The following is a 24,968-nucleotide window of genomic DNA, read 5'->3' on the forward strand; positions in this document are numbered from 1 at the left end:
GCAAAGCTGCATTATAGAGCAAACCGCTTTGGGAGAATATGAATACCCTGAAGAATCACTCGCTAATCAAAGCGCGTTAACAATTGTTGATCTTTCTCAAGATGTTGGCAGGCTCTTTGGGTATACTTCGGGACAGTCAAAAATAAGTAAGTTGGTTGGGAATTATGAATACGCGTTACGATGTCGTCATTGTCGGTGGTGGTATGGTGGGTGCAACGATCGCTTGTGCTCTTGGAAACAGCCCGTTATCAGTTGCCGTCTTGGAAAGTCGATATCCTGCGGAATATGAAGCTTCCCAACCAAATGATTTGCGTGTTTCTGCTATCAGCGTTGCTTCGGAGAATATTCTTCAGAGAGTAGGTGCATGGGAGGGGATTCTATCTCGTCGTAGTTGCCCTTACCGACGTATGAAGGTTTGGGAAGCAAGCGAAGAAAAGGCATCTACCGAATTTGTTTCCGATAATATTGGCCGTGATCACCTTGGTCATATTGTCGAAAACCGTGTGATTCAGCTAGCACTTTTAGAGCGTTTACAGACATTTGAAAATGTTGATCTGATCTGTCCCGCTGAAGTTGAGGCTATCGATTATTCTCCTGGTAGCAGCATCGTTAGATTGAAAGATGATCGCGAAATAATAGGGCGCCTACTGATCGCTGCGGATGGTGGTGAGTCTCGTGTTCGTCAAGCAGCAGGTATTGGTGTTACTCGTTGGGATTACGAGCAGCATGCACTGGTTGCTTCTGTGACGACTAAATTTGCTCAAGAAGATATCACTTGGCAGCAGTTTACACCGACAGGTCCGCTTGCCTTTCTACCTCTTTCAGGCAATAACGCTTCTCTGGTTTGGTATAACACACCGGATAACGTAAAGCGTCTCTTAGCTCAGGATGATGAAAGCTTTATGCAAGAGCTTAAATCTACCTTCCCTGATGCGTTGGGCGAAATTGATCAGTTACTTAGCCGAGGAGCTTTCCCGCTTCGTCGCCAACATGCGCAGGAATATGTCTTAGAAGGTCTAGCTTTAGCAGGTGACGCTGCACATATGATTCATCCTCTAGCTGGACAGGGTGTTAATATAGGCCTGCTTGATGCAGCTGCTCTCTCTGAAGTGATTTTAGCGGCTGCTAATACAGGTGAAGATATTACTGAATTGGCGTTGCTGAAGGAGTATGAAAAGCAGCGCCGTAAGCATAATTTATTGATGATGCAGACAATGGATGCGTTCTACCGAGTATTTAGTAATCAGAACGGTCCACTAAAAGTTTTGCGCAATATTGGTTTGGGTTTGGCAGGTCGTGTAACGCCAGCTAAAAACAAAGTTATGCAGTTCGCGATGGGCTTGGAAGGGCCTTTGCCTGAAATGGCCAAAGAGCAATAATCAAAGGCTTAAATAAAAAAAGCCGGTCTGGGAGACCGGCAAAGAAATACGGCTGATTAAACCAGCCAGAGTAGAGAAGTGGGGTCGTTACGTGACCCCCAACGATGAATTACTCAGCAGTCGCTGCTTTTTTCGCAGGTGCTTTCTTTGCAGGAGCTTTTTTCGCAGGTGCTTTCTTAGCTGGAGCCGCTGCTTGTTCAGCTGGTGCTGCTTCAGTTTTAGTTGCGTTAGCTACTACAGCAGAAGTTGCTTCAGCTGCTTCAGTTAGAAACTTGTTGAAATCAGATACGTAAGGCATCTCACGAATTTCGCTAAGGCTCTTTTCTACGATCTCAGAGATCTCTTCTTTTGCAGAGTTTAGAGCAGCTAGCTCTTTTTCTGCAGTCGCAGTAGTTTTGGTTTCTAGAGCTTTGAAAAACTCAACTTGTAGTTCAATAGCTTCTTTAGGCTCTTTTACTTCAGATAGAGCTTTAAGCTGAGCTACGCTTGAATCTACGAAATCAGTTACATATTCAGACTGCAAAGAGAACAGAGTTTCTAGTGCTTTTTTGTTCACTTCAGCAACGTCGATTGCTGGTTGCATTTTTTCCTGAACATCTTTCATTAGATCATCGTACATTTTCCATTCCTCTGAGAATCTTTAATAAAGTGTTTTTGTGCGTTGCAGCATTTGAGATAAATATAGTGGTTAATAAATAACCTGTCAAATATTTTTTTGTGCATTGCACAAAAATATTTATATGCATTGCTTTAGATGATTAAACACCTATATAACAATGAGTTAGAGTGATTGGTATAAAAGAGTTAAGTTCTACTCAAATCAGCTTTTTGAGCTGTTTTTGGAGAAAAATAAAAATTCTTGAAGTCAAATTGCACCCGCTTTGTGCCTATATTGGCCGATAGGTTGTTCATATAACCAAATAGCTATTACAATCAGGTGATACTCTTTAGCCCAAAAACAGGGCTTATATGGGAGGGGTTGGCTATCTGCTTGAAAGCTTTCTTCACCTCAATACCTCGGGACAGCTAACTAACGTTTAGCTTTGGTAGAGTCCCTTTAGTAACAGGATCAAGTATTTTCATGACGCAATCGAATACAGTCGTAGAATCACACTCATCTTTTGAATTTGTTAGATCAGAAAAGATTGAGTCTTTAGGAATTGATGTAACGGAATACGAGCATAAAAAGACTGGCCTTTCTCATTTCCATATAGCGGCTGATCATACTGAGAATGTTTTCCTTGTCGGTCTAAGGACTGTGCCGGAAGACTCAAAAGGCGTTGCGCATATTCTAGAGCACACAGCGTTGTGTGGTAGTGAACGTTTCCCGGTACGTGATCCATTCTTTATGATGACGCGCCGTTCACTTAATACATTTATGAACGCAATGACGAGCAGTGACTGGACCTCTTATCCATTTGCTAGCCAAAACCGCAAAGATTTCTTCAACCTTTTAGATGTCTATCTTGATGCTGTTTTCTTCAGTCGTTTAGATCCTCTGGATTTTGAACAAGAAGGGCATCGTATCGAGTTTTCTGAAACAGGTGATGTTGAATCCGATTTAGAATACAAAGGTGTTGTTTACAACGAGATGAAAGGTGCGATGAGTTCGCCGGTTTCTCGTTTGTGGCAGTCAGTGACGAAATACCTGTTCCCGACAACAACCTATCATCACAACAGCGGCGGTGAGCCAGAGAGCATCCCTGACCTAAGTTATGATGAGCTAATTGAATTTTATAAAACCCATTACCACCCGAGTAATGCGGTCATTATGACTTTTGGTGATATTCCTGCTGCTGAACTTCAGGGCTTCTTTGAAGAGAAAGCGCTAAGCCGTTTTGAAAAGCTGGGCACTTCTATCGAAATTCATGATGAGAAACGCTACCACTCGCCATTGCGGGTGGAAGAAGGTTATGACCTTGACCAAGTGGATCTAAGTGGCAAAACACACCATGTTTTAGCTTGGCTTCTGGGTCATTCCAATGATTTAGAAGCACAACTTAAAGCACACCTTATGTCACGTGTGTTACTGGATAATAGTGCTTCTCCGCTACGTTATGCGCTTGAATCAACTGATTTAGGCAGCGCTCCTTCGCCATTATGTGGTTTAGAAGATTCCAATCGTGAAATGAGCTTCATGTGCGGTATTGAAGGCAGTGAGCCCGAATCTGCGGCAGAATTTGAAAAATTGGTATTGAATACCTTGCATAAGGTTGCTGAAGAGGGTGTACCTCAAGCTATGCTGGAAGCCCAGTTGCATCAGTTAGAACTGCAACAGCGCGAAATTAATGGTGATGGCTATCCTTATGGCCTGAGTTTGATCATGTCTTCGCTCGGGGCAGCCGTTAACAAAGGCGATCCAATCGCTATTCTGAACCTTGATCCAGTGCTAGAAAAGCTGCGTGAAGCGATCAAACAGCCTGACTTTGTGCAGTCCATGGTTAAGGAGCTGTTAGATAACCCGCATCGCGTTCGTTTGACTTTACGCCCAGACAACAAACTAGCAGCTAGTCGTGATGCTGCAGAGAAAGCGCAGTTAGCTCAAATTAAAGCGGGTTTATCGGATGCAGATAAACAGCAGCTAATTGATCGTGCAGCTGAGTTAGCCGAGCGTCAAGAACAGGTCGATGATGAATCGATTCTACCTAAAGTGACATTGACCGATGTACCGGATGAGATGTCTGTGCCTGAAAATGTGGCGGTTGAGTCTACGCTACCTTTGACCCGTTATGATCGAGGCACCAACGGTATTGTTTATCAGCAGGTAATTATGCAGCTTCCGCAGTTAACGGAAGATGAGCAGCACATATTGCCGCTATACAGCTATCTTCTTACTGAATTGGGCTGTGGTGATCGCACTTATCAAGAAAATCAGCAGTATCAAACTGAAGTGACCGGTGGCGTTCATGGTTTTGCTTCGGTAAGAGGTGCGCCTGATAATGAACAGGATGTAAAAGGTTACTTCACATTAACCGGTAAAGCCTTAGTGTCTAAACATGAGGCGTTGTTGGATCTGCTGAAAGAGACGCTGCAATTTGCACGCTTTGATGAATTGCCTCGTATTCGTGAAGTGGTATCTCAACAACGTACTCGTAAAGAACAAGGTATCACCGGGCAAGGCCATGCATTCGCAATGATGGCTGCAGCAGCGAAGATGAGCCCGGCTGCAGCACTGTCTCATGCAACAAAAGGTCTTGATTCTATCTGCTATTACAAGCAGCTGGATGATCAGCTAGAGAATGAAGATGCTCTTAAACAGCTTTCACAACGTCTCCAAGAGTTGCATAGCAAGATCCAGCTTGCCCCACGTCAATACCTAGTAGTGGCTGAAGATGAGTATCAGGCTAGTGTTCAGAGCTACTTAGAGTCTATCTGGGCAGATGTGCCGAGTGAAACCTCTGCAGGGTTCTTACTGCCAGAATTACGTAGTAAGGTGAAACAAGCTTGGGTTACCAGTACACAGGTAAGCTTCTGTGCTAAAGCATTCCCTACCGTGGCGGTAGATCACCCTGATTCTGCGCCACTTACAATTTTGGGGGACTTTCTGCGTAATGGCTATCTACACCGAGTTATTCGCGAAAAAGGCGGTGCTTACGGCTCTGGCGCTGGTCAGGATTCAGGTGATGCAGCTTTCCGTTTCTTCTCTTACCGTGATCCTCGTTTATCTGAAACCTTGGATGACTTTGATGGTGCGGTGAAATGGCTTCTGGAGACTGATCATGATGCTCAGAAATTAGAAGAAGCGATTCTGGGTGTTGTCAGCTCGATTGATAAGCCAGGATCACCGGCTGGTGAAGCTAAGCAGGCATTCCACAGCGCTTTGTTTGGACGTACGCCTGAGCAGCGTAAAGCGTTTCGTGCGCGTATCTTGAATGTGACATTGGATGATCTAAAGCGTGTTGCCAAAACTTATCTTTTGGATAAAGAAGGCAGTGTGGCAGTGATCACCAGTAAAGAGCAGGCAGACAGTCTATCCGACGACTTTGAAGTAATTGAAGTCTAATTAAGGTAAAATTCGACTAGCGATCAAGGTAGACTTTGATTGCTAGTCATTTATTCCTTAATAATCCTCAAGCCTCTATGCCCACACAAGCGCTTTATCAAGGTGCGCTGTTTATCATTCTGTCAGAACTGTTTTTGGTCTGTTCTGGCATGGTCGTAAAGCAGATCACTCATCAGCTACCCACTGAGATTATCGTATTTGCCCGTAACCTCTTTGCGTTAATTCTATTGATGCCTTGGTTATTGCGAAATGGGATCTCCTCGATAAAAACGAGCTCTCTTCGATTTCATATTGCGCGTGCGGCGGTCGGTGTGACTGCCATGATGTGTCTTTACTATTCATGGGGACACTTGCCTTTAGCAGAGGCGGCGTTGATCAAACAAACAGCTCCATTCTTTATTCCATTATTCGCCTTATGGTGGTTAGGTGAAAAGATTTTTGGGGTAGTGAAACTGGCAATATGTGTTGGTTTCTTTGGTGTTTTTCTAGTGTTGAATCCCGGGCAGGGAACACTCAATGTTGCTGTGCTAATTGCGCTTTTTGGTGCAATGCTGGGGGCGCTAGCAAAAGTTATTATCCGTAGGATGAGCGATACAGAACCAGCCAGTCGCATCGTTTTTTATTTCGCTTTGTTTAGTACCGTTTTAGCTTTGCCGCCAGCGATGCTTAATTGGGTTACGCCCAATTTAGTTGAATTGGGTTGGTTATTGCTGATGGCCATTACCTCAACAGTTGCCCAGCTGTTATTGAGTAAAGGCTATGGTCTTGCACCAGCAGGACAGTTGGGGCCGTACACATACGCTTCGGTAGTCTTTGCTGCACTGTTTGGTTGGTTATTATGGGATGAAGTATTAGGCGTCTACAGCTTAATAGGTTTGTGCTTGATCTTCTCGGCTGGATTGTTGTCCCTTTCTTCCCGTAAAACGGCTAAATCCTAGTAACAACTGTTTGGTGTTTGAACAGTTTTGCCTGTCAGCTATCAATTTTTCTTCATGAAGCGAAAAAAGTACTTGTAATCCATTGTCAGAATGGTACTACTGTAAGTGTACAGGGGCGCACAAAAACATTAATTCATAGCGCTCTCACTGCAACAAGGCATTAAGGATTTGCACATGAATATCAAAATTACTCACCGCAATGCTAAAGTTTCTGACAGTGTAAAAGAGAAAGTAGAGGAATGGCTGAACAGCAGCCAAGAACGTTACGAAGTTATTACTAGTGCTCACGTTATTATTGAAAAAAATGATCGTGAGGACGTTGCTGAAGCAACAATTCACGTAGCAGGTAAAGATATCTTTGCGAAAGCATCCGCTGATAACTTGTATGCTGCTCTGGATGCGATGGCTGATAAAATTGATCGTCAGCTAGATAAGATTCACCAGAAAAACGTGAATAAAAAAGGAAATCAGAGACCCGCTGCAACAGTTGAAATGGCAGCGGATGAGGAACTCAGCTTAGCCTGATCTAGGATATAAAGTTTCTAAAGCCCAGCTATATGCTGGGCTTTTTTATTTCTAGAACAAAATTTTATATGCATCAGGCTTGCATAAGTGTCGTTATTAGATGGATAATGATAAGTGTTATCATTAGCGTGTAGGTATTGGAGTAGGTAGTGAAGGCAGCGTTATTTTACGGCACCACAACAGGTAATACTGGCGATATTGCAGATAAGATAAAAGGTAGTTGGGATGCCGGCGAACTAGAGTTATTTGATGTCGCAGACAGTTCACTCTCTGCAGCAAAAGATTTTGATATTCTTATTTTTGCTATACCTACGTGGGATTATGGTGAAGTACAGGAAGATTGGCTGGAAGTATGGGATGAAGTGGACCAGTTGGATTTCAGTGGTAAACAGGCTGCCTTTATCGGTCTTGGTGATCAGTTTGGCTATCCTGAATGGTTTGTCGATGCAATGGGTATGCTACATGATAAAATCGTAGCCAAAGGTGCAGAAATTGTTGGTCACTGGTCTGTAGAAGGTTATGAATTTGAAGAATCTAAAGCACTAACAGACGATAAAAAACATTTTATCGGCTTAGCTCTAGATGAAGATTGGCAGCGTGATCAAACCGATGAGCGCCTTTCTGATTGGTTAGATCAGGTTAAATTGGAATTAGGCGTTTTCTAATCTAACTAACTGAATTTTTAGAGCCCTGTTTTTACGGGGCTTTTTTGTGTCTGTCGTTCTCTGGCCTATGCTGTATTAAAGCTACTTTCTATAAGGTAGTAACAAACTAGGTCAGATAAGGATGGCTATGCCCGCCAGCAAACTCCTCTCGGAAATCAAAGCTATCTCAGTGCTGAGTATTTTATTTTGCTTATTTGCTGCCTTTAATTTCCATTCACCACTGCTTCCACCGCTCGAAAACTACTGGCTTGATTTAACGCTTCAACAGCGAGCAGACAAAAGAGTCGCAAGTGAGCATATCGTGGTTATCGATATAGATGATTCGAGCCTGAATAATCTTGCGCCTATTGCGGGTGGTTGGCCTTGGCCAAGGGCTGTACATGCCGAGCTGGTCGAGTTGTTGCAGTTACAGAAGCCTGCAGCAGTGGTGTTTGATGTTCTGTTTGCTGATAGAGATATTTTTAACCCAGAAAGTGATCAGTATTTTAGCGAGGTGTTGGCTACATCGGATAATGTTTATCTACCTTTCTTACATCTGCAAACCTATTCTGATCATCTGTTTCCGCGTTTAGATCAATATCCAGAAACCGTCCCCATTCGAAAGCCGGATACAGTTTCATCTATTCCTCATGCAAGTTTGGTCTTACCTAATGCGGTTGACGCGAGTGTTTGGCGTTTAGGCAGTATTAATTTCCATCCTGATGATGATGGTGTCGGGCGCAAGTACGCTGCAATTCATCCAATATCTGATTGGGGGATTATGACGATGCCTGCGCGAATCGCTGTTGACCTTAATGGTTTTGAAATTGAAGAGCAGTCAATCTGGATCGATTGGTATCAAGGCAAAGGTGAGCCCTATCCTAGACTTTCTTATAGCGAAGTATATAAGCAGTTGACCCAAGGAGATGATTTCAAAGAGGTAAACTATTTTAAGGACAAAATTATTGTTATCGGTTCAACTGCTGCGGGTTTACATGATATCCAAGTCACACCGATTAGTAGTACTTACCCCGGTGTTTTTATCTTAGCTACGGCTATTAATAACTTTATTGATCAGAGCTTTCTTCAACCAGTAGACACTTTGCGGGCTTTGGTGATTGTGGGCGTAAGCTTTGGTGTTTTAGTGCTATTGCTGGTTCGTGTGGGAAGTTTCTATTACGCACTCATCGGAATAGGCATTTTAATCGGAGTAAACGTGCTGTTCAGTTATCTGCTTTTGATCATGGAAGGGATGATGTTCCCTGTTATGACTTGGCTGGTCGCGTATATTTTTATTGCGGTTTCTTTTTACGCATTCCGTTTATTGCAGCAACAGAGAGAGATGAGAAAAACGGTCGATATTTTTGGCCGTTTTTTGGACCCGAAAGTAGTGAATATTTTGCTTGAACAAGGTATCACCGATCAAGCTTTGGCAGGAAAGAGCACGCGGGTAACCATCTTATTTACCGATATTCGTGAGTTTACTCATCTTTCTGAATATCGCAGTGCTACCGAAATTGTCGATCTGCTTAATCATTACTTTTCTCGTCAAGTTGAAGTTATTTTTCAGTATAAAGGTACCCTCGATAAATTTATTGGTGATGCCATTATGGCATTTTGGGGTGAGCCCATTGAAAATCCCGGACAAGAGATTGCTGCTGTAAACGCGGCTTTGGATATGGTGGATCAAATGCTCGGCTTCAGACGGGAGTTTGGTTTGTTTGATTTCGATATCGGCATTGGCCTCCATACAGGGGAAGTAGTTGTTGGGGCTATAGGCACGCAAAGTCGCTATGATTACACTGCCATTGGTGATGCGGTAAACGTAGCCAGTCGTATTGAAGGGCTGACTAAAGAAACGGGACGAAGAATTTTAGTTTCTGAAGAAACTCGGCAGGCATGTGGGGATGCTTTTGACTTCGAGCTGATTGGTGACTATAAGGTTAAAGGCCGGGAAAAATTGGTAACCGTCTATCAGCCAAGGAGGTTGAGTGATGAACCTTAAATTACTAATTATCGGTCTTCCATTTATGTGCTCCACTTGGGCGACTGCTCAAACTGCCTACACAGTCAGAGATATCTCTGTCTACCAAACTCCCTCAATTTCTAGCACTGTCGTTACGAAACTCTCTGAAAAATCCTCTGTAAATATTCTGCGACGAAGCGGTGGTTGGTACGAAGTACGAACGGGTAATGCTGACTCTGGTTGGGTGAAAATGATAAACCTTCGATATGTGAGTAAGCCTAGCACGCAACAAGTTGCGGGCAATATGAAATATCGCTCCAAAACAACCCTGACTACCGGTGTTAGGGGGTTGGATGAAGGCGGGATTATATCGAGTGGGTCAGGTGTCTCCCTTAGCAAAGTAAAAGGTTATAAAGTGAGTGCAGATGCGGCTACCAAGTTTGCACGGGAAGGGGGATTGAAAGCACGAAGCATGAATTATGTGGAGTAGCTTATGTCTATATTGAAAATAAACGCTATCAAAGGGGTTGTTGCTGGTTTTCTATTGCTGGGTTTAAGCGGCTGTCAGGTCAATAACATCAATCTGACCCCATTAATGGAAGCAGGAAAAAAATCGACCGATCTATTTGAGAAAAGCTTGGCTGAAGAAGTTGAGATCGGTGAGGAAGTGAGTGCTGTTCTGCTTCAAAAAGCCTCCATATATAACGTCCGAGATGTTCAAAAGTATGTGAATTCAGTGGGAATGTGGCTCGCTCAACAAACTGAACGATCTGATATCCCTTGGACCTTTTCAGTGTTACGAGATGATAGTTTTAATGCTTTCGCCACGCCCGGTGGATTTATCTATATCACAACGGGGACTTTAGAGCAGTTGGAGAGCGAAGCTGAGCTTGCAGGTGTGCTAGCTCATGAAATTGCACATGTGGTTCAAAAGCACCACCTCCGAGCTATTCAGAAGGAAGCAAAAATCGGTATTGCAGCAGATCTTGCTCGGTTCTTACGTGACAGTCAAAGCGATTCAGATAGCAGTGGAACTACGGTATTTGGTGACCACTCAGTTGAAAATAAACTGCTGAATACCATTCAGGATGTTTACAGTGATGGTTTGGCTCGAAGCGATGAATTAGAAGCGGATAAGATGGGCATGGTGATCTCTGCCAGAGCTGGCTACGATCCAATGGCTTATATCGCGGTATTGCAAAAGATAGATGCTCAACAGGATGATAGTTCCTTTTGGCAGGCATTTAGTAAGCGTCACCCAAGCGCTGAAGACCGTTTGTCAGAACTACACAAGTTAGCGGATAAGATGACTTATATAGAAGGTAAAGAACTTAATAATCGTTATTCCAAAATGATAAAGTAGATGTACATGGAATATCGGAATATATGTAATGGATTTTTCCAATAAAGAGTCTTTTCAAATCAGTGTGGCCGGGCCTGATCGCGTAGATGTTGTGCTTAAACAGTGGCAGCAACTTACATCGTATCTGCCTATTCACCATGCAAAGCCTTTTGGTTTGCCTATTCCTGAACATCTTGAAAATCAGCTTTATCATACCCTTGAACAATGTATTGAAAGAGATGATGCAATGATATTTATAGCTGAGGGGGATAAGGTTTGTGGGACGATTGCCGTCATTCTGAATCAGCAAACAGGTTATACTCAGCCTAATAGTAGTGTTTTGTTTAATTTATGGGTAGAACCTGATCTGCGTAGAAAAGGGATAGGGCAAGCATTGGTCACGGAAGCTAAACAGTGGCTTAAAGCTCAAGGGGTGACCTCTGTTCAGGCTGGATGGCACCCAGGAAATACAGAGGCTGATGATTTTTGGTTGAAACAAGGCTTTTCACCTTACGAAACAATTGGCTCTGCATTTTTATAGCTAAGCAATCATTGTTAATTAACCTTCTTCTGCACATATCTATTCTTAAGGATTTCAATGAGCAAAGCACAGCAAAAATGGGATCAGCGATACTTGGCAAAAAGCCAAGGTCTAGCATCTGAACCTGTTGCACCAGAATATCTAAAACGTCAGTGGCGTTTTTTAAAAACAGGTCGTGTATTAGATTTGGCAGCAGGAGATGGGGCGGCCTCTATTTTTTTGGCGAAACAAGGCTTTAGTACGGTAGCGACAGATATCTCTCAAGTAGGTTTGGATCGTTTGTCTGAGGCAATGACTAAGTTGGGCTTGGAAGTGGAAACACATCAGATGGATCTAGAGGAGGAATCGGTTGATTTGTCAGATCTGGGATTGTTCGATTCGATAGTTGTCTCCAGATATAAACCTGCTGATGGATTCTGGGAAAAACTGTTAAGTCTATTGAAGCCAGAAGGTACTTTATTAATGACTACGTTCAATCTGCTCCAGCATGAACGTACCGGTTTTTCGAAGCGATTTTGCTTAAGAGAAAATGAACTTTTAGGTCATTGTGCCGAATTGACTTTAGTGGATTTTGAGTCGGACCGAATTGAGTCGGGAATGGACTCATATATTTTTAGGAAAGATGTGAACAAATAGATCGTAATTAAACCTTATTAGCTTTATGTATATACATTGTGATGCAACGGATTTACAAGGCATATTCGCAGTACATCAATTGTCTGCCTTGCATCAAATATTTCAGTTTTTTTACTGAAAAATGACGGTTTTGTAACAAAACTGTAATTACTCTACGCAATAATTCCGTCATAATTCGCGCGCCTGAACACAGGTGTGTTCAATTTATTTTTTGACTTTTAAGGTGCGTTGTATGGTAGCAACCAGTACCCCATTCTTGCAGATGTTTGCTCGTTCACCGTTCAAACCAATGCAAGATCACATTGCAAAAGCGCAAGAGTGTGCTGTTGAGCTTATTCCATTTTTTGATGCGGTGATCGCAGATGATTGGAATGAGGCTGATAAAGTACAAGCACGTATCGCCGTTTTAGAAGGCGAAGCGGATGCTATGAAAAAAGAGATTCGCCAGAATCTGCCTAAAAGTATTTTCCTTCCAGTTCCTCGTACAGATCTCTTAGAAGTTGTACGTATGCAGGACAAAATTGCTAATCGTGCGAAAGATATCGCAGGCATTATGCTTGGCCGTCAAATGAAAGTGCCAGCAGAGATGCAACAAGATATGAAAGACTACGTTCGCGTCGCTTTGCAAACGTCTGAGCAAGCATTGACTGCACTTAAAGAACTGGACGAACTTGTAAATAGCGGTTTCGGTGGTCATGAGATCGACGTCATCGAAAAAATGCTAGAAAAATTGGATGCCCTAGAGCACAACACGGATGAACACGAACGTGCTATTCGCCTGAAACTGTTTAGCATCGAGAAAGAACTTCCGCCGGTAGATGTTATGTTCCTCTATCAGGTTATTAGTTCAATCGGTGACCTGGCAGATCGCGCACAACAGGTTGGTAGTCGTTTACAGCTATTAGTTGCTCGTTAATTCATTCGGTAAGTAAAGATGGAAATCATTTCTCAATACGGCCATATCCTTGTAATTATGGCATGTGTGTTTGGCTTCTTTATGGCTTGGGGCGTTGGTGCAAACGATGTTGCCAATGCCATGGGTACTTCGGTTGGTTCAAAGGCATTGACTTTGAAACAAGCGATTATGATCGCAATTGTTTTCGAATTTCTTGGGGCTTATCTTGCGGGTGGTGCGGTAACAGCAACAATTCGTAAGGGTATTATAGACCCGGCGATCTTGTCTGGAACGCCTGATTTGCTCGTGTTTGGTATGTTATCTGCGCTATTAGCTGCGGGTATCTGGTTGTTAATTGCTACTCACTTTGGCTGGCCTGTATCTACTACACACTCTATCGTAGGTGCGATTGTTGGCTTCGCAGCAGTTGGTATCTCTGTTGATGCGGTTAACTGGGGTAAAGTATCTAAGATCGTAGCAAGTTGGGTCGTATCGCCGGTTACGGCCGGGCTGATAGCCTTCTTCTTATTTAGAAGCGTACAAAAGTTGATACTCGATACTGATAATCCTTTTGCTAACGCTAAAAAATATATCCCAGGTTATATCTTCCTAGTAGGCTTCATGGTTTCCATGGTGACCTTCACTAAAGGTCTTAAACACGTTGGTTTAGATCTTAGCTGGGGTCAAAGCGCATTAGCATCAATTGGTATTGCTGTAATCATCATGTTGATCGGTATGAAGATGCAAAAACGCATCACGCCTGATCCAGAAGCTGATCGCGAACATCACTTTACTAGTGTAGAGAAGCTATTTGGTATCTTGATGATGTTCACTGCCTGCGCAATGGCTTTTGCCCACGGTTCTAACGATGTTGCAAACGCGGTAGGCCCTCTAGCTGCTGTAGTAGGTGTTGTATCAGCTGGTGGTGAAGTGGCGCAGAAATCTGCAATGCCTGTATGGATCTTGCTACTAGGTGGTGGCGGTATCGTTGCTGGTCTAGTTATGTACGGCCACAAGGTAATCGCAACGGTAGGTAATAACATTACTGAACTTACACCAAGCCGTGGTTTCGCTGCGACACTAGCTGCTGCAACAACAGTTGTATTTGCATCGGGTACTGGTTTGCCAATCTCCACTACTCACACGCTGGTAGGTGCTGTATTGGGTGTAGGTCTTGCGCGTGGTATGGCTGCACTGAACCTGCGCATCGTAGGTACGATCTTCGTATCGTGGGTAGTAACTCTGCCTGCAGGTGCGGGTCTAGCAATTATGTTCTTCTTTATGTTTAAAGGTATGTTTACCTAAACGTAGAACAGCTTTAAGTAGAAAAGCCCTGTATTCGCGAGAATACGGGGCTTTTTTCTGTATGAAGGCAATTAAATGATCACAAATCCATCATATTGATGTAAAATTTGGGCCCAATTTTTTTGCTTTGGGAGTAAATCCCTAAGCTAGAACCAGAAATATCCGGAAAGAAGATGCATACAGTTGAGAAGATCGGCGGCACTTCCATGAGCCGCTTTGAGGAATTGATGGACACCATTTTGGTGGGGAAGCGCACCACACCAGAGGAACTGTATAACCGAATTTTTGTTGTGTCAGCTTATGGCGGTATTACCAACTATCTTCTTGAGCACAAGAAAACCGGTGAGCCTGGTGTTTATGCACGTTTTGCAAACGCTGAAAGCGAGCAGGCGTGGATCGATGAGTTGAGTAAAGTTCAGGCGAAAATGGAAGAGATCAACGCTGAGCTTTTCGCTGATATGGAATTTGAGCGAAACGCTGCGGATGCTTTTGTAATCGAGCGTTTGAATGACGTTCGTGATTGCATGAAGAGCCTGCACCACCTTTGTACTTACGGTCACTTCCAGTTGGAAGAGCACCTGATGAAAGTACGTGAGATGCTAGCATCTATCGGTGAGGCGCATAGTGCATACAACTCTGTACTTGTTCTACGTAATGCAGGCATCAATGCTCGTTTTGTTGACCTGACTGGTTGGCACTTAGATCAGCCTCTACCGTTTGAAGAGATGGTTAAGACTCAGTTTGCCGATGTTCAGATCGACAAAGAGATGGTGATTGCTACGGGCTATACGCACTGTGAAGAAGGTCTGATGAAGACTTTTGACCGTGGTTACAGCGAGATGACTTTCAGCACGATTGCGACTGTAACAGGTGCTGATGAGGCGATTATCCATAAGGAATATCACCTAAGTTCTGCAGATCCGATGCTAGTCGGTACTGATAATGTAGTAACAATCGGTGCGACTAACTACGATGTGGCCGATCAGCTGTCTAACTTAGGTATGGAAGCTATTCATCCAAAAGCTGCGAAAGGTTTGCGTCGTAACGGTGTTAAATTGCGTATTAAGAACGCATTTGAGCCAGAGCACGAAGGCACGGTTATCTGTCAGGATTACCACAGCAACGCTCCTCGTGTGGAGATTATTGCTGGTCGTAATGATGTGTTTGGTATCGAAATCTTTGACCAAGAGATGCTAGGCGATGCGGCTTACGATATTGAGATCTCTAAGCTTCTAGCTCAGCTGAAACTTTACGTGATCAATAAAGACGCTGATGCGAACAGTATCACGTACTATGTTGGTGGCTCTCGTAAGATGGTTAACCGCGCAACGCGCCTAATGGAAGAGATGTATCCAGAAGGCCAGATCCGTCTGCACAACCTTGCGATCGTTTCTGCTATCGGTTCACACATGAAGGTTAAAGGTATTCTTGCTCGTACAGTAAGTGCTTTGGCTGAAGCGGATATCAACGTAATGGCGCTTCACCAGTCTATCCGTCAGGTAGAGATGCAGTGTGTTGTCTCTGAAGATGACTACGAGAAGGCGATCATTGCATTGCATGCCGCTCTTATTGAGCAGAGCCCGCAGAACGTAAATACTGCGGCTTAATCGCAAACTTCTGTAAAGCCCGCGAAAGCGGGCTTTTTTATTTCTGCATTTCCATCTAATCTGCTTACTATTCTTGGTAAGGCGAAAAACTGATGGAAAAGCAGTCCCTAGAGTTCCTTTATACAGCACTGAAATCTGCAGAAGAGCACGTGCGCAGCTTTGATACTAAAGCGCAGATTGTTGGTGTGGGTTACATTTTTACAGCAGGTTTAATCCATACAATCGGTTCTACGTTGCCGCAAAGGGATGATTATATCTCCAGCATATTGGCGATCATCCTCTCTTGGGGGTTAGTCATCGGGCCGATCATTTTATTTGGTGCGGTTTTATATCCTACACGCAATACGGCACCCAAAGTGGGGGCTGAGCACAGTAAAGTTTTGAAACTCTTTTTCACTGATAGTGAGCATTCAGAATCGACAGGGCATTACCTTAAAGCGCTGGAAAGTTCTGATCTGCGAGTTGAGCTGACTTATGAATTATTAAAAGTCTCGGGTCTGCGTAATTTAAAACGTAACCGCTTTCTCCGCGCCTTATGGGCTGCGTTAATCTGTTTAATCATGCTATTTGGCCTTCAGCTTTACCGTGCGGTGATCGCTTAAAGTACAAACACGCTTCTATTCCTAACTCGTTGATTTTAGAATGCTCAGTATCTAAAAGATTAAGGGTAAGTAATGCAGTTAGTGACCATGACCCCAATCCGCAGTCATTTGAATCTGCGTCAGGGAGTGAATGAAAGAAGTGCGGAATATAGCCAATTTCTTTCGCAGTTAGATGGTGTGTTACAAAAGCAATTGGTAAAGCAACTTGATGAATCAGGCGATCTATCAAACCGCATTGCTGTACAGCATCAAAATCAGGGCAAGGCCTACACCAATACTGGCTCTGACGATCGAGACACTCTGTGTTTATTCACTCACACTAAAGAAATTACTGATCAGCTTAGTCTTGAAGCGAAGGTTTATAGCAATACCTTGTCTGTGGTGACCGTGACTATGGATATGGATTATGTCATTGCTACACTCGAAGATATCGCTCAATCCTTGAGTGTTGAAAGCAGCCTTCCTTCGGCAGTGTCTAACTATCAGGATCGAATCGCTGCTTTGTGTGGCTTAATTCAAGAAGCGCCTCACCAGCCAGGTGAGCATGTTTTGCTTCCAGAGATCTATCAACTCCTCGATGAAGATACTGAACTGACGCTAGAGCTATTTGCCCAAGCCCAATCAACCTATCTGATTTCAAAATACTATCGCGACGAGCTTTACCCAGCGCTTCGTGATCTGCCTAAAACGATTCAGGTTAGCTATCTGGAAGCTTTGGGCGATTTCTCTGGCTTTAACGATATTAAAGAAACCGATGGTTCTAATGTCGATCAGCCATGGAGTTCTCGCTTACTGCGTTTAGATCGTTCTGAAAGGGAAGGAAATGAGTCGCTTATTGAAAACTGGTTAGCTGAAACACCGCATCCAGAACACGCTAAAGAGATTCTTGAGCAGAATAGAATGGATTCCTTAGTGTGGCTTAACTATGTATTAGTTGATGAGATCGATGAAAAGAACAAGCCTCTGCGTCACAAGTCAGACTATAAGTTAGAGGCTATGGGATTAGCTCAGTACTTTTATGCAGTACAGCATGCCTGTAATTCCAATCTTTATATGGCGATCTCGGATACCTATTTAGAGAGTAATACCCATGTCGCCGAAGATATATTGGCGGGGGTGCGTGCGACGACTCGTATGCATATCAGTGATTATCATGAGAACTGCCAATATCTCACCCGAGACAAAAAGTTACTGCTCGAGAATATTCTGGCTGGTTGGGATTATGAACAGATGGTTCAGAATTCTGAGCGCCTAATTGAGGTCTGCTCTAGTAAAATTAAGGATATACATGCAACCCGTTCGGAAAAAAGCAGCTTCTACACCGATCTGATTCTTGTTGCGATCGGTTTTATCAGTCTGTTCGATCTTGCGATCACCATCTCTGAATACAGCCGTACTTATACATCAAATGCGGCGTTAGGTTATAGAGATGAACAGCCCTCTAGTTTCTTGAGTGGCGTGGCTAATATGGAAACTGACCTGCTTCTACTGAGCAGTGTTGTCTCAATCATTCTTTTATTTGTTGTGTACTATGTTGCGAAACGTCGTTAAATCTTTTGCTGTCATCGCCTTGATCTTGAATGTGGCGGTAGCTAGCCCTTTTCAAGCACAGCCTGTTTATACCTCTGATTGGAAGCCGTTTGTTAATGGTGAAGAAGAGGAGAAAGGTGTTGTTTCCCGAGTGGTACAGCTCGCCTTTTGGGAGATGGGGTTGGAGGCTGAACGAGCTAGTCTGGATTATTACTTCAGCTATAAGTTGGTAAAAAATCAGCAGGTTTTACTAAGTTATCCCTATTTCAAAACAGATCAGCGCTCGCAAGAGGTGTTGTTCTCAGATCCGCTTATGTCTGTAGAGAATGGCCTTTTTTATAACTCTAAATGGCGGCAATATTCAGGTAAAACTATCGATTTCAACCAACAGAAAGTAGGTAAAGTCGCAGGTTATAGCTATGGTGCTGAAATTGAGCCTTTGCTGAAAAATGCTAAGGTCTATAACAGTGACCTTCAGGCTTTAACTGCATTATCTAAAGGCGAAATTGATCTATTACCAGCCAGCATTGAGGTTGCGCAAGTGATGTTACATAAGCACTTTCCTCATCTGTTACATGAGTTTAAATTGCTCGAAAATCATCGCGGTACAGACAGTGTTCATCTAGTGGCTAGCGATAATGATGAAGGTCGGGAATTTATTCAGAGATTTAATTCGGCGTTAGCGCGTTTAAAGTCTAAAGGTATGATTGAACAGCTGCTTACCTCTAATGAAGATGTTCAAGGTAGTGGTTATGTTCGACTGGTACCCGCGGAAGGCTTTCCTTTAATTACTGGCTATGAGGTGAACGCTCAAGGAGATAAGCAGTTCTTTGTCATTCCTCAGGGCAGCAGGGCGACGGTGTTAGCTTGGCATGATGTTGTTTTAAAGCCGCATGCCACAGAAAAAGTGTTTGATGGCATGATGAAGTATTCTCAGGTGAAGGTGGTCGATGGACCACATGCGGGTCGATCACTTTTCGTAAGAAACATGCATCTAGAGGTAGAGTAGTGGTTTCAGTCACACTAGGCTGGCTTGGGACAATACTTTACCTGTTGGCTCATGCTTGGCTTTCCTTACTTAAAAATAAAGCCTCTTATCACTACTATCTGGCCAATTTAGTTGCCGCAATTTTGGTTGCTACTTCCTCGTACCTGATAGCGTCTTGGCAGGCGGTTGTGATTAATGTGTTTTGGGCGTTGGTTAGTTTTGCTGCCATGAAAAACTATGTATTACCGCGTCTACCTTTCAGTAATGCCCAATTATATGGGCTGCTGGGCGTCATGTTTTTGGCAGGAGCTGGTGGCTTACTGTTTGCGTATGCTCAGCAAGGAATGGCTATCTTAGCTTGGAGTTCATCTATTGCTTATTGCTTAGGCTACTGGCGATTTTCTGCAGGGCGGTTAAGTCAGCAGTCCTACTATCTCGTCAATACTTATGCGGCGGTGATGTTGTTGCCGCAGCTTTATACCGATGCAAACTGGCCGGTATTAGTGTTACAAATCGTTTGGGCCTCAGTCTCATTGTGGGGCTGGTATAAGGGTCGAGAAGGTTATGTGCTGTCTCCTTAATTTCTCATCTGTTGGCAGCTTTCTTTTTTTATATGGGTAAAACATGTCTGAACCAAATACACCTCAATTAGATATTGATGAACTAGCGCGAGAACACTTTTACCAAGTGTTATATGGTCGCAGGGATGTGCGAGGTCAGTTTTTACCGAATTCTATACCTGATGATGTGCTGACCAATATTCTGCATGCTGCCCATCATGCTCCATCGGTCGGTTTATCACAGCCTTGGAACTTTATTCTGATTCGTGATCAGGCCAAGCGTCAGCAAGTTTTTAATGCCTTTCAAAAGGCTAATGATGAAGCTGCAGAAATGTTTAGTGGCGAGCGACAGGTTCAATATCAAGCATTAAAACTGCAAGGCATACTCGATTCACCTTTGAATGTTTGTATCACTTGTGATCGTAAACGGGGCGGCCCGGTTGTGCTTGGCAAGACCCATCAGGCTGAAATGGATCTTTACAGTACTGTTTGTGCGGTACAAAACTTTTGGCTTGCTGCAAGAGCGGAAAATGTAGGTGTAGGCTGGGTGTCTATTATTGATCGGGATGTATTAGCTAATTTGCTTGAGCTCCCAGAGGGCGTGGTTCCTGTCGCTTATTTGTGTGTGGGTTATGTCTCAGAGTTTCTAAAAAAACCGGAGCTTGAACTGGCTCAGTGGGAAAAACGCAGCCAATTGGAAGATATGATTTTTACTGATAACTGGGGGAATAAAGCTTAGCTTTAGCCGATCCGGCGTTAATGAAAATGAACCTTGCTGTTTGAAAAATGATCTATATTGATTATATCGCCGTTTAATTTGAAACAGATTTAAACGGTTTATAGGTTGACCGCAGGGAGGTTCGATATGCGTTTCGTCCTCAATTTTACTGTCGTTGTCACTTTGCTTACCTTATTTATACCGCCAGTTAGCGCGCTTGAGGTGAGAAGTACAAGCGCACAGTTTTCTCCGTTGATAGAGCGGATTGTGCAGGCCAAGATAGTGCCTGCTTTTAAACAGTTACCGGATAAAGATCAGAGATTATTAGCCCCGGTTGAAATTTCCGTCGTCGAAAACCTACGTGCTGCGGGTATGGCTTTGGCTGTCGATGACACGCCCCCTCTGATTATTATCAATGATCGATTCCTAAAAGGCCTGTCCGTTTATATCGAAGCCTATTTGCTCTCTCAATCCATGAACCGGCCCGAGCTAGTCGAAGAGTACTTTAGTGATTATTTCTGGCGTCATCATCCATCCTTTGTTGGTCCTCTGCCAAAATCGCCTGCTGATTGGCTAAGTGCCTCGCCGGAACAAAGAGAACAGATTCAGGCAGAGCATGAGCGTCTATTGGAAAGTGTGATTGTTGATGTGTTGTTACACGAGATGGGGCATCATGCAGAGCATGCCTTTTATGGTTATCTCGCGTCGCAATATGTAAGAGAGGATAATGAGCGTCTAGCAGACGATTGGGCGGCAAAAGTGAAAGCTGAGCACTTCAAGCCAGATGATACTTTAGGGCGCTTGATCTCTATTGGATATATCTTTGAGCAAGATCGCTGGGCGGCTCTAAAAAGGGATGATTACTATCCAAGGATGTTATCAGGTGTTGCGGGGTACTTGCCGATCTTGTGTGAAGATGCAACCGAGGCATCTAAACAACATTTCTGTAATCAGCTCTATGACAACATCAGTAACTACTTCTCCAAAAAGGTGGTTGATACCTATGCTCAAAGAAGGGATCGAGGTGATACATTTGCGAGTTTCCCTATGGGACAGATACATCTAGCAAAAAACAATTTCGTCGACGCCTGTAATTACTTCAATGAAAGCCTTATTTATGGTCAGGTTGCACGCGCAGCAATTTACGTAGGTTGGTGTTACCAGAATGGTTATTTAGAGCCTTCGCCTCCAGATGCACAGGTTTTAGCTATGGCTAGAGTGAGTTATGGTTTCTCCGACAAGAAAAATATTGCAGGAATGCTAGATTCTAGTGGATCTCAACAATAGGGCGAGTTAGTGTTGCGATATTACTAGGTGCTTGGTAATTTTTGCACCAAATTTGAATGATATTGTTAGGAGAACATAAATGGCACGCGCTACAGCTCGACATATCCTTGTAGATACAGAAGCACGTTGTAACGAACTAAAAGCAGAAATCGAAGGTGGTTTGGATTTCGCGGTTGCTGCTGAAGAAAACTCAACTTGCCCATCAGGCGCTCAAGGTGGTGATCTAGGCTCTTTTGGCCGTGGTCAGATGGTTCCAGAATTTGATACAGCTGTATTCACAGGTGAAGTGGGTGTTGTTCAAGGGCCAATCAAAACTCAGTTTGGTTACCACCTACTAGAAGTGACAAGTCGCGAAGACTAATACAAGTTTAAACTTGTAACTTAAAGACTTATAAAGTGCCGTTATGCGGCACTTTTTTGTATCTGGATATTTATATTTAATCCTTGGATGCTGGTGTTATGCTGAAAGTGATTGTTACTGTAATCTCGCTCTTAATTGTTGCTGTTCTCATCTTATTTGGATTTAAAGCCTTTAAGTCAAGAGCCGGTGAACCGGCAGGAATTGTTGATAGTCGTTTAACTAAATGCAGTAGTAAGCCTAATTGCGTATGTAGTGAATTTTCGGGTACAACCCATTACATAGAGCCTTTGGCGTTACCCGCCAATGTTAAGGATTCAGATGCTGTAATAACTGTTCTAATTAAGGTTATTGAAAGTTCTGGTGGTGTGGTTAAGAGCATTATTAAGGAAAACCGATATATCGCTGCTGAGTTTAGCAGCCGTATACTTGGGTTTGTAGACGACTTTGAGGTTCGAATCGATATGGAAGAACGCCTTGTACACTTTCGCTCAGCATCGAGAGAGGGCTATTCTGATTTTGGTGTAAACAAAGCTCGTGTTCAATCTATTATCTCTGAGTTGGAGAAAGAGATAACGAAGATCAAGGAGTAAGCAGATGCATAAGGTATTGCTCGTCATTATGGCAATAGTGCTCAGTGGTTGCGGGACAAAGTATGGCTTTAGCTATGTTAAACCCGAAGTTGAGAATAATGCAGTTGTGTATATCTATCGACCTGAAGCGCCTAATCCAGGTAAGCAGCCGCTGGGTTGGAAGTACCCCGAAGTATTTATCGATGGTAAAAGTTTTGGGTTGTTAAAATTAGAGAAGTACATTGTTGTTGAGCTTGAGCCCGGTATGCACGAAATTCTATTCACCGGGCTAACAGATAAAGCGAAATGGGAAGAGCGAGATTTTAAACGTAAATTCTCAGTTCATCATACCGAGCAGAAGTACCTTAAGTTTCAGGTGAGATACGACCCTAATACGATGGGGTTGCTAGAAAAAACCAAGTACCAATTATTTCTCACCCCTATGAAGCATGACGATGCGATCTACGAGATCAATAAACTAAACCTTCAGTAAAATTGCCCTAAAAAACTGCACTGCCGGAGCTAGCTGGCTAGCTCCGGTAGGTTAGCGAAGTAATCCAATGCATCAGGATTGGCTAGCGCATCTTTGTTGGATACTGTTTCCCCTAAAATTACCTTTCTTACAGCCAGCTCAACAATCTTCCCGCTGATGGTTCTAGGGATTTCAGGCACTTGGATTATCTTGGCTGGTACATGCCTTGGCGTGGTGTGTTGGCGGATTGTCTGCTTAATTGTATTGCGTAGACAATCGTCAAGCAGAGTTCCTTCAGACATAACCACAAAGAGGACTACGCGTGTATCGTTTTCCCAGGGTTGGCCTACGCATAAAGACTCAATCACCCCGTCAACTCGTTCAACTTGACGATATATCTCAGCGGTACCAATTCTTACACCGCCTGGATTGAGTACCGCATCCGATCTGCCGTGAATAATCATGCCACCGTGTTCGGTTATTTCTCCGTAATCACCATGGGCCCAGCGGTTCTTGAATTGGTTGAAATAGGTATTTTGGTATTTTTCACCATCAGCATCGTCCCAAAAGTAGATAGGCATCGATGGGAATGGGGATTTGCAGACTAATTCCCCTTTCTTCTGGGTAACTTCTACGCCGCTTTCATCAAAAATGGCGACATCCATTCCGAGGCCTAAGCATTGCAACTCACCCTTCTGGACTGGGAGTATTGGGCACCCTAGAGCAAAGCAAGAGATGATATCTGTACCGCCCGATATTGAAGCCAGCAAAAGATCAGTTTTTACTTCCCGATAAACGTAATCAAAACTTTCGTGCGCTAGTGGTGAACCTGTCGATAGTATCGCGCGCAATTCAGAAAGCTCGAATTCTTTCTTTGGTGAGATATTTGCCTTTTCTAGTGCTGCAATATATTTAGCACTGGTGCCAAAGACAGAGACCTTTTCTTTATCTGCCATATTCCACAAAGCAGAGGGAGAGGGGGCAAACGGTGAGCCGTCATATAATGTGATAGTACAGCCACAGGCCAGACCGCTTACCAGCCAATTCCACATCATCCAGCCGCAGGTGGTGAAGTAGAAGAGATTATCATCCCGGCTGATATCTGTGTGTAATTGATGTTCTTTGAGATGTTGAAGGAGTGTGCCACCAGTGCTATGAACAATGCATTTAGGTGTACCAGTGGTACCAGATGAGTACATGACGTATAGGGGATCAGAGAACTTAACCGGCGTAAAATTGACTTCGGGTGCGTTACTATCGATAAAGTCGCTAAGTACACAGGCGTTCTTTATCTGGCTGAACTCAGGTGTTGGTTCATCTAGATAAGGTACAAAGACGAATGCTGTGTTTTCACTTAATTGCGAGGCTATACCTGAAATTTTTTCTAAACAGTCAATCCGTTTGCCGTTATACAGGTAGGATTGGGTCGTAAATATCACTTTGGGTTTTACTTGGCCAAAGCGATCGATGACACCTTGCACACCAAAGTCAGGGGAACATGAAGTCCAAATGGCACCAAGCGATGTCGTTGCTAGCATAGCTATAACGGTTTCAGTGATATTAGGCATGAAGCCAGCGACCACATCTCCCTTTGTAATACCTGCCTTTTTGAGGCCAGAAGCGTATTGAGCAACTTGGTTATAGAGTTCTTGATAGCTAATTTCTGAGCGTTTACCCGCTTCATTGTAATTAATGATGGCGGTGTTTTGATCCCGATACTTTAAAAGGTTTTCTGCAAAGTTTAATTGGGCTTCAGGGAACCATTTTGCACCTGGCATTAGGTTTTCATTTAACAGGTATGGGGCGTTCCCCGTACTACCTATGACATTGCACTGTTCCCAAATGTTGAGCCAGAAGCTTTCAGGGTTTTCTATAGACCAGCGGTGAAGATCTGAGTAGCTATCCAGCTTGACCGAACAGCTTTTGTTTATGTTTTGCATAAACTGATATAGCTGAGATTGTTCGATTTGTGCTTGGCTCGGGCTCCACAATGGCTGTGTCATATACAGTTCCTAATTGAATCAATGTCTATAAGACAGAATAGACAATAAGGGTTTACCTGTATATGGGTTGAGGCTGAAATATTTTTTAGTTGGTTTG

24 protein-coding genes are annotated in these 24,968 nt (G+C 43.5%); 22 read left to right on the forward strand and 2 right to left on the reverse strand.

Annotation, left to right across the window (positions count from 1 at the left end; genetic code table 11):
* Nucleotides 1–164 precede the first annotated feature (164 nt).
* Nucleotides 165–1,379 carry a UbiH/UbiF/VisC/COQ6 family ubiquinone biosynthesis hydroxylase gene (locus ACMXYP_RS07000; protein WP_415884293.1) on the forward strand — a complete coding sequence of 405 codons (1,215 nt, stop codon included), beginning with the start codon at nucleotides 165–167 and terminating at the stop codon, nucleotides 1,377–1,379.
* A gap of 109 nt (nucleotides 1,380–1,488) precedes the next feature.
* Here ACMXYP_RS07000 and ACMXYP_RS07005 read toward each other — a convergent pair whose 3' ends face one another.
* Nucleotides 1,489–1,998 carry a phasin family protein gene (locus ACMXYP_RS07005; RefSeq protein ID WP_415884294.1) on the reverse strand — a complete coding sequence of 170 codons (510 nt, stop codon included), beginning with the start codon at nucleotides 1,996–1,998 and terminating at the stop codon, nucleotides 1,489–1,491.
* 462 nt (nucleotides 1,999–2,460) lie between these two features.
* On the opposite strand from ACMXYP_RS07005, the gene ACMXYP_RS07010 reads away from it, so the two are divergent.
* The 21 genes from ACMXYP_RS07010 (at nucleotide 2,461) to ACMXYP_RS07110 (ending at nucleotide 22,889) form a co-directional block, all read left to right on the forward strand.
* On the forward strand, nucleotides 2,461–5,382 hold the full coding sequence (locus tag ACMXYP_RS07010) for an insulinase family protein (RefSeq protein WP_415884295.1): 2,922 nt from the start codon (nucleotides 2,461–2,463) through the stop codon (nucleotides 5,380–5,382).
* 35 nt (nucleotides 5,383–5,417) lie between these two features.
* Nucleotides 5,418–6,320, forward strand: a complete 903-nt coding sequence (locus ACMXYP_RS07015) for a DMT family transporter (protein WP_415884296.1) — start codon at nucleotides 5,418–5,420, stop codon at nucleotides 6,318–6,320.
* A gap of 174 nt (nucleotides 6,321–6,494) precedes the next feature.
* Entirely contained in the window at nucleotides 6,495–6,845 is a 351-nt protein-coding gene (hpf, locus tag ACMXYP_RS07020) for a ribosome hibernation-promoting factor, HPF/YfiA family (RefSeq protein WP_415884297.1), read from the forward strand.
* 149 nt (nucleotides 6,846–6,994) lie between these two features.
* Nucleotides 6,995–7,510: a flavodoxin gene (locus tag ACMXYP_RS07025; protein WP_415884298.1), complete on the forward strand. Its 516-nt coding sequence runs from the start codon at nucleotides 6,995–6,997 to the stop codon at nucleotides 7,508–7,510.
* A gap of 127 nt (nucleotides 7,511–7,637) precedes the next feature.
* Nucleotides 7,638–9,494: a CHASE2 domain-containing protein gene (locus ACMXYP_RS07030; RefSeq protein ID WP_415884299.1), complete on the forward strand. Its 1,857-nt coding sequence runs from the start codon at nucleotides 7,638–7,640 to the stop codon at nucleotides 9,492–9,494.
* Nucleotides 9,484–9,945 carry an SH3 domain-containing protein gene (locus tag ACMXYP_RS07035; RefSeq protein ID WP_415884300.1) on the forward strand — a complete coding sequence of 154 codons (462 nt, stop codon included), beginning with the start codon at nucleotides 9,484–9,486 and terminating at the stop codon, nucleotides 9,943–9,945. Before ACMXYP_RS07030 ends, ACMXYP_RS07035 begins: the two co-directional genes overlap by 11 nt.
* A 3-nt stretch (nucleotides 9,946–9,948) precedes the next feature.
* Nucleotides 9,949–10,818 carry a M48 family metalloprotease gene (locus tag ACMXYP_RS07040; protein WP_415884301.1) on the forward strand — a complete coding sequence of 290 codons (870 nt, stop codon included), beginning with the start codon at nucleotides 9,949–9,951 and terminating at the stop codon, nucleotides 10,816–10,818.
* 28 nt (nucleotides 10,819–10,846) lie between these two features.
* Nucleotides 10,847–11,338 (forward strand): GNAT family N-acetyltransferase, encoded by a 492-nt coding sequence (locus ACMXYP_RS07045; RefSeq protein ID WP_415884302.1) that lies wholly within the window; start codon nucleotides 10,847–10,849, stop codon nucleotides 11,336–11,338.
* A 57-nt stretch (nucleotides 11,339–11,395) separates the two neighbouring features.
* The gene (locus ACMXYP_RS07050; protein WP_415884303.1) at nucleotides 11,396–11,974 is read left to right on the forward strand and encodes a class I SAM-dependent methyltransferase; all 579 of its coding nucleotides are present in this window, start codon (nucleotides 11,396–11,398) and stop codon (nucleotides 11,972–11,974) included.
* 232 nt (nucleotides 11,975–12,206) lie between these two features.
* Nucleotides 12,207–12,890 carry a TIGR00153 family protein gene (locus ACMXYP_RS07055; RefSeq protein WP_415884304.1) on the forward strand — a complete coding sequence of 228 codons (684 nt, stop codon included), beginning with the start codon at nucleotides 12,207–12,209 and terminating at the stop codon, nucleotides 12,888–12,890.
* Between the two features lie 18 nt (nucleotides 12,891–12,908).
* A complete protein-coding gene (locus ACMXYP_RS07060) occupies nucleotides 12,909–14,174 on the forward strand; it encodes an inorganic phosphate transporter (RefSeq protein ID WP_415884305.1) in 1,266 nt (421 codons plus the stop codon).
* A gap of 173 nt (nucleotides 14,175–14,347) precedes the next feature.
* Nucleotides 14,348–15,781, forward strand: a complete 1,434-nt coding sequence (locus ACMXYP_RS07065) for an aspartate kinase (protein WP_415884306.1) — start codon at nucleotides 14,348–14,350, stop codon at nucleotides 15,779–15,781.
* 92 nt (nucleotides 15,782–15,873) lie between these two features.
* Nucleotides 15,874–16,383: a hypothetical protein gene (locus ACMXYP_RS07070; protein WP_415884307.1), complete on the forward strand. Its 510-nt coding sequence runs from the start codon at nucleotides 15,874–15,876 to the stop codon at nucleotides 16,381–16,383.
* Between the two features lie 72 nt (nucleotides 16,384–16,455).
* On the forward strand, nucleotides 16,456–17,934 hold the full coding sequence (locus tag ACMXYP_RS07075) for a hypothetical protein (protein WP_415884308.1): 1,479 nt from the start codon (nucleotides 16,456–16,458) through the stop codon (nucleotides 17,932–17,934).
* On the forward strand, nucleotides 17,915–18,922 hold the full coding sequence (locus tag ACMXYP_RS07080) for a substrate-binding periplasmic protein (RefSeq protein ID WP_415884309.1): 1,008 nt from the start codon (nucleotides 17,915–17,917) through the stop codon (nucleotides 18,920–18,922). Before ACMXYP_RS07075 ends, ACMXYP_RS07080 begins: the two co-directional genes overlap by 20 nt.
* Entirely contained in the window at nucleotides 18,922–19,482 is a 561-nt protein-coding gene (locus ACMXYP_RS07085; protein WP_415884310.1) for a CBU_0592 family membrane protein, read from the forward strand. Before ACMXYP_RS07080 ends, ACMXYP_RS07085 begins: the two co-directional genes overlap by 1 nt.
* Before the next feature lie 43 nt (nucleotides 19,483–19,525).
* Complete coding sequence (gene bluB / locus ACMXYP_RS07090; RefSeq protein ID WP_415884311.1) at nucleotides 19,526–20,200, forward strand: 5,6-dimethylbenzimidazole synthase; 675 nt, start codon at nucleotides 19,526–19,528, stop codon at nucleotides 20,198–20,200.
* Between the two features lie 126 nt (nucleotides 20,201–20,326).
* On the forward strand, nucleotides 20,327–21,466 hold the full coding sequence (locus ACMXYP_RS07095; protein WP_415884312.1) for a hypothetical protein: 1,140 nt from the start codon (nucleotides 20,327–20,329) through the stop codon (nucleotides 21,464–21,466).
* A 79-nt stretch (nucleotides 21,467–21,545) separates the two neighbouring features.
* The gene (locus tag ACMXYP_RS07100) at nucleotides 21,546–21,827 is read left to right on the forward strand and encodes a peptidylprolyl isomerase (RefSeq protein WP_415884313.1); all 282 of its coding nucleotides are present in this window, start codon (nucleotides 21,546–21,548) and stop codon (nucleotides 21,825–21,827) included.
* 98 nt (nucleotides 21,828–21,925) lie between these two features.
* The gene (locus ACMXYP_RS07105; protein WP_415884314.1) at nucleotides 21,926–22,417 is read left to right on the forward strand and encodes a DUF1499 domain-containing protein; all 492 of its coding nucleotides are present in this window, start codon (nucleotides 21,926–21,928) and stop codon (nucleotides 22,415–22,417) included.
* 4 nt (nucleotides 22,418–22,421) lie between these two features.
* Nucleotides 22,422–22,889 carry a DUF2846 domain-containing protein gene (locus tag ACMXYP_RS07110; protein ID WP_415884315.1) on the forward strand — a complete coding sequence of 156 codons (468 nt, stop codon included), beginning with the start codon at nucleotides 22,422–22,424 and terminating at the stop codon, nucleotides 22,887–22,889.
* A gap of 29 nt (nucleotides 22,890–22,918) precedes the next feature.
* On the opposite strand, the gene ACMXYP_RS07115 is transcribed toward ACMXYP_RS07110, so the two are convergent.
* Complete coding sequence (locus tag ACMXYP_RS07115) at nucleotides 22,919–24,871, reverse strand: acetoacetate--CoA ligase (RefSeq protein ID WP_415884316.1); 1,953 nt, start codon at nucleotides 24,869–24,871, stop codon at nucleotides 22,919–22,921.
* Nucleotides 24,872–24,968: the final 97 nt, after the last annotated feature.

The organism is Neptuniibacter sp. QD34_54 (assembly GCF_047778055.1).
In the GTDB taxonomy this organism is placed as follows: Bacteria; Pseudomonadota; Gammaproteobacteria; order Pseudomonadales; family Balneatricaceae; genus Neptuniibacter.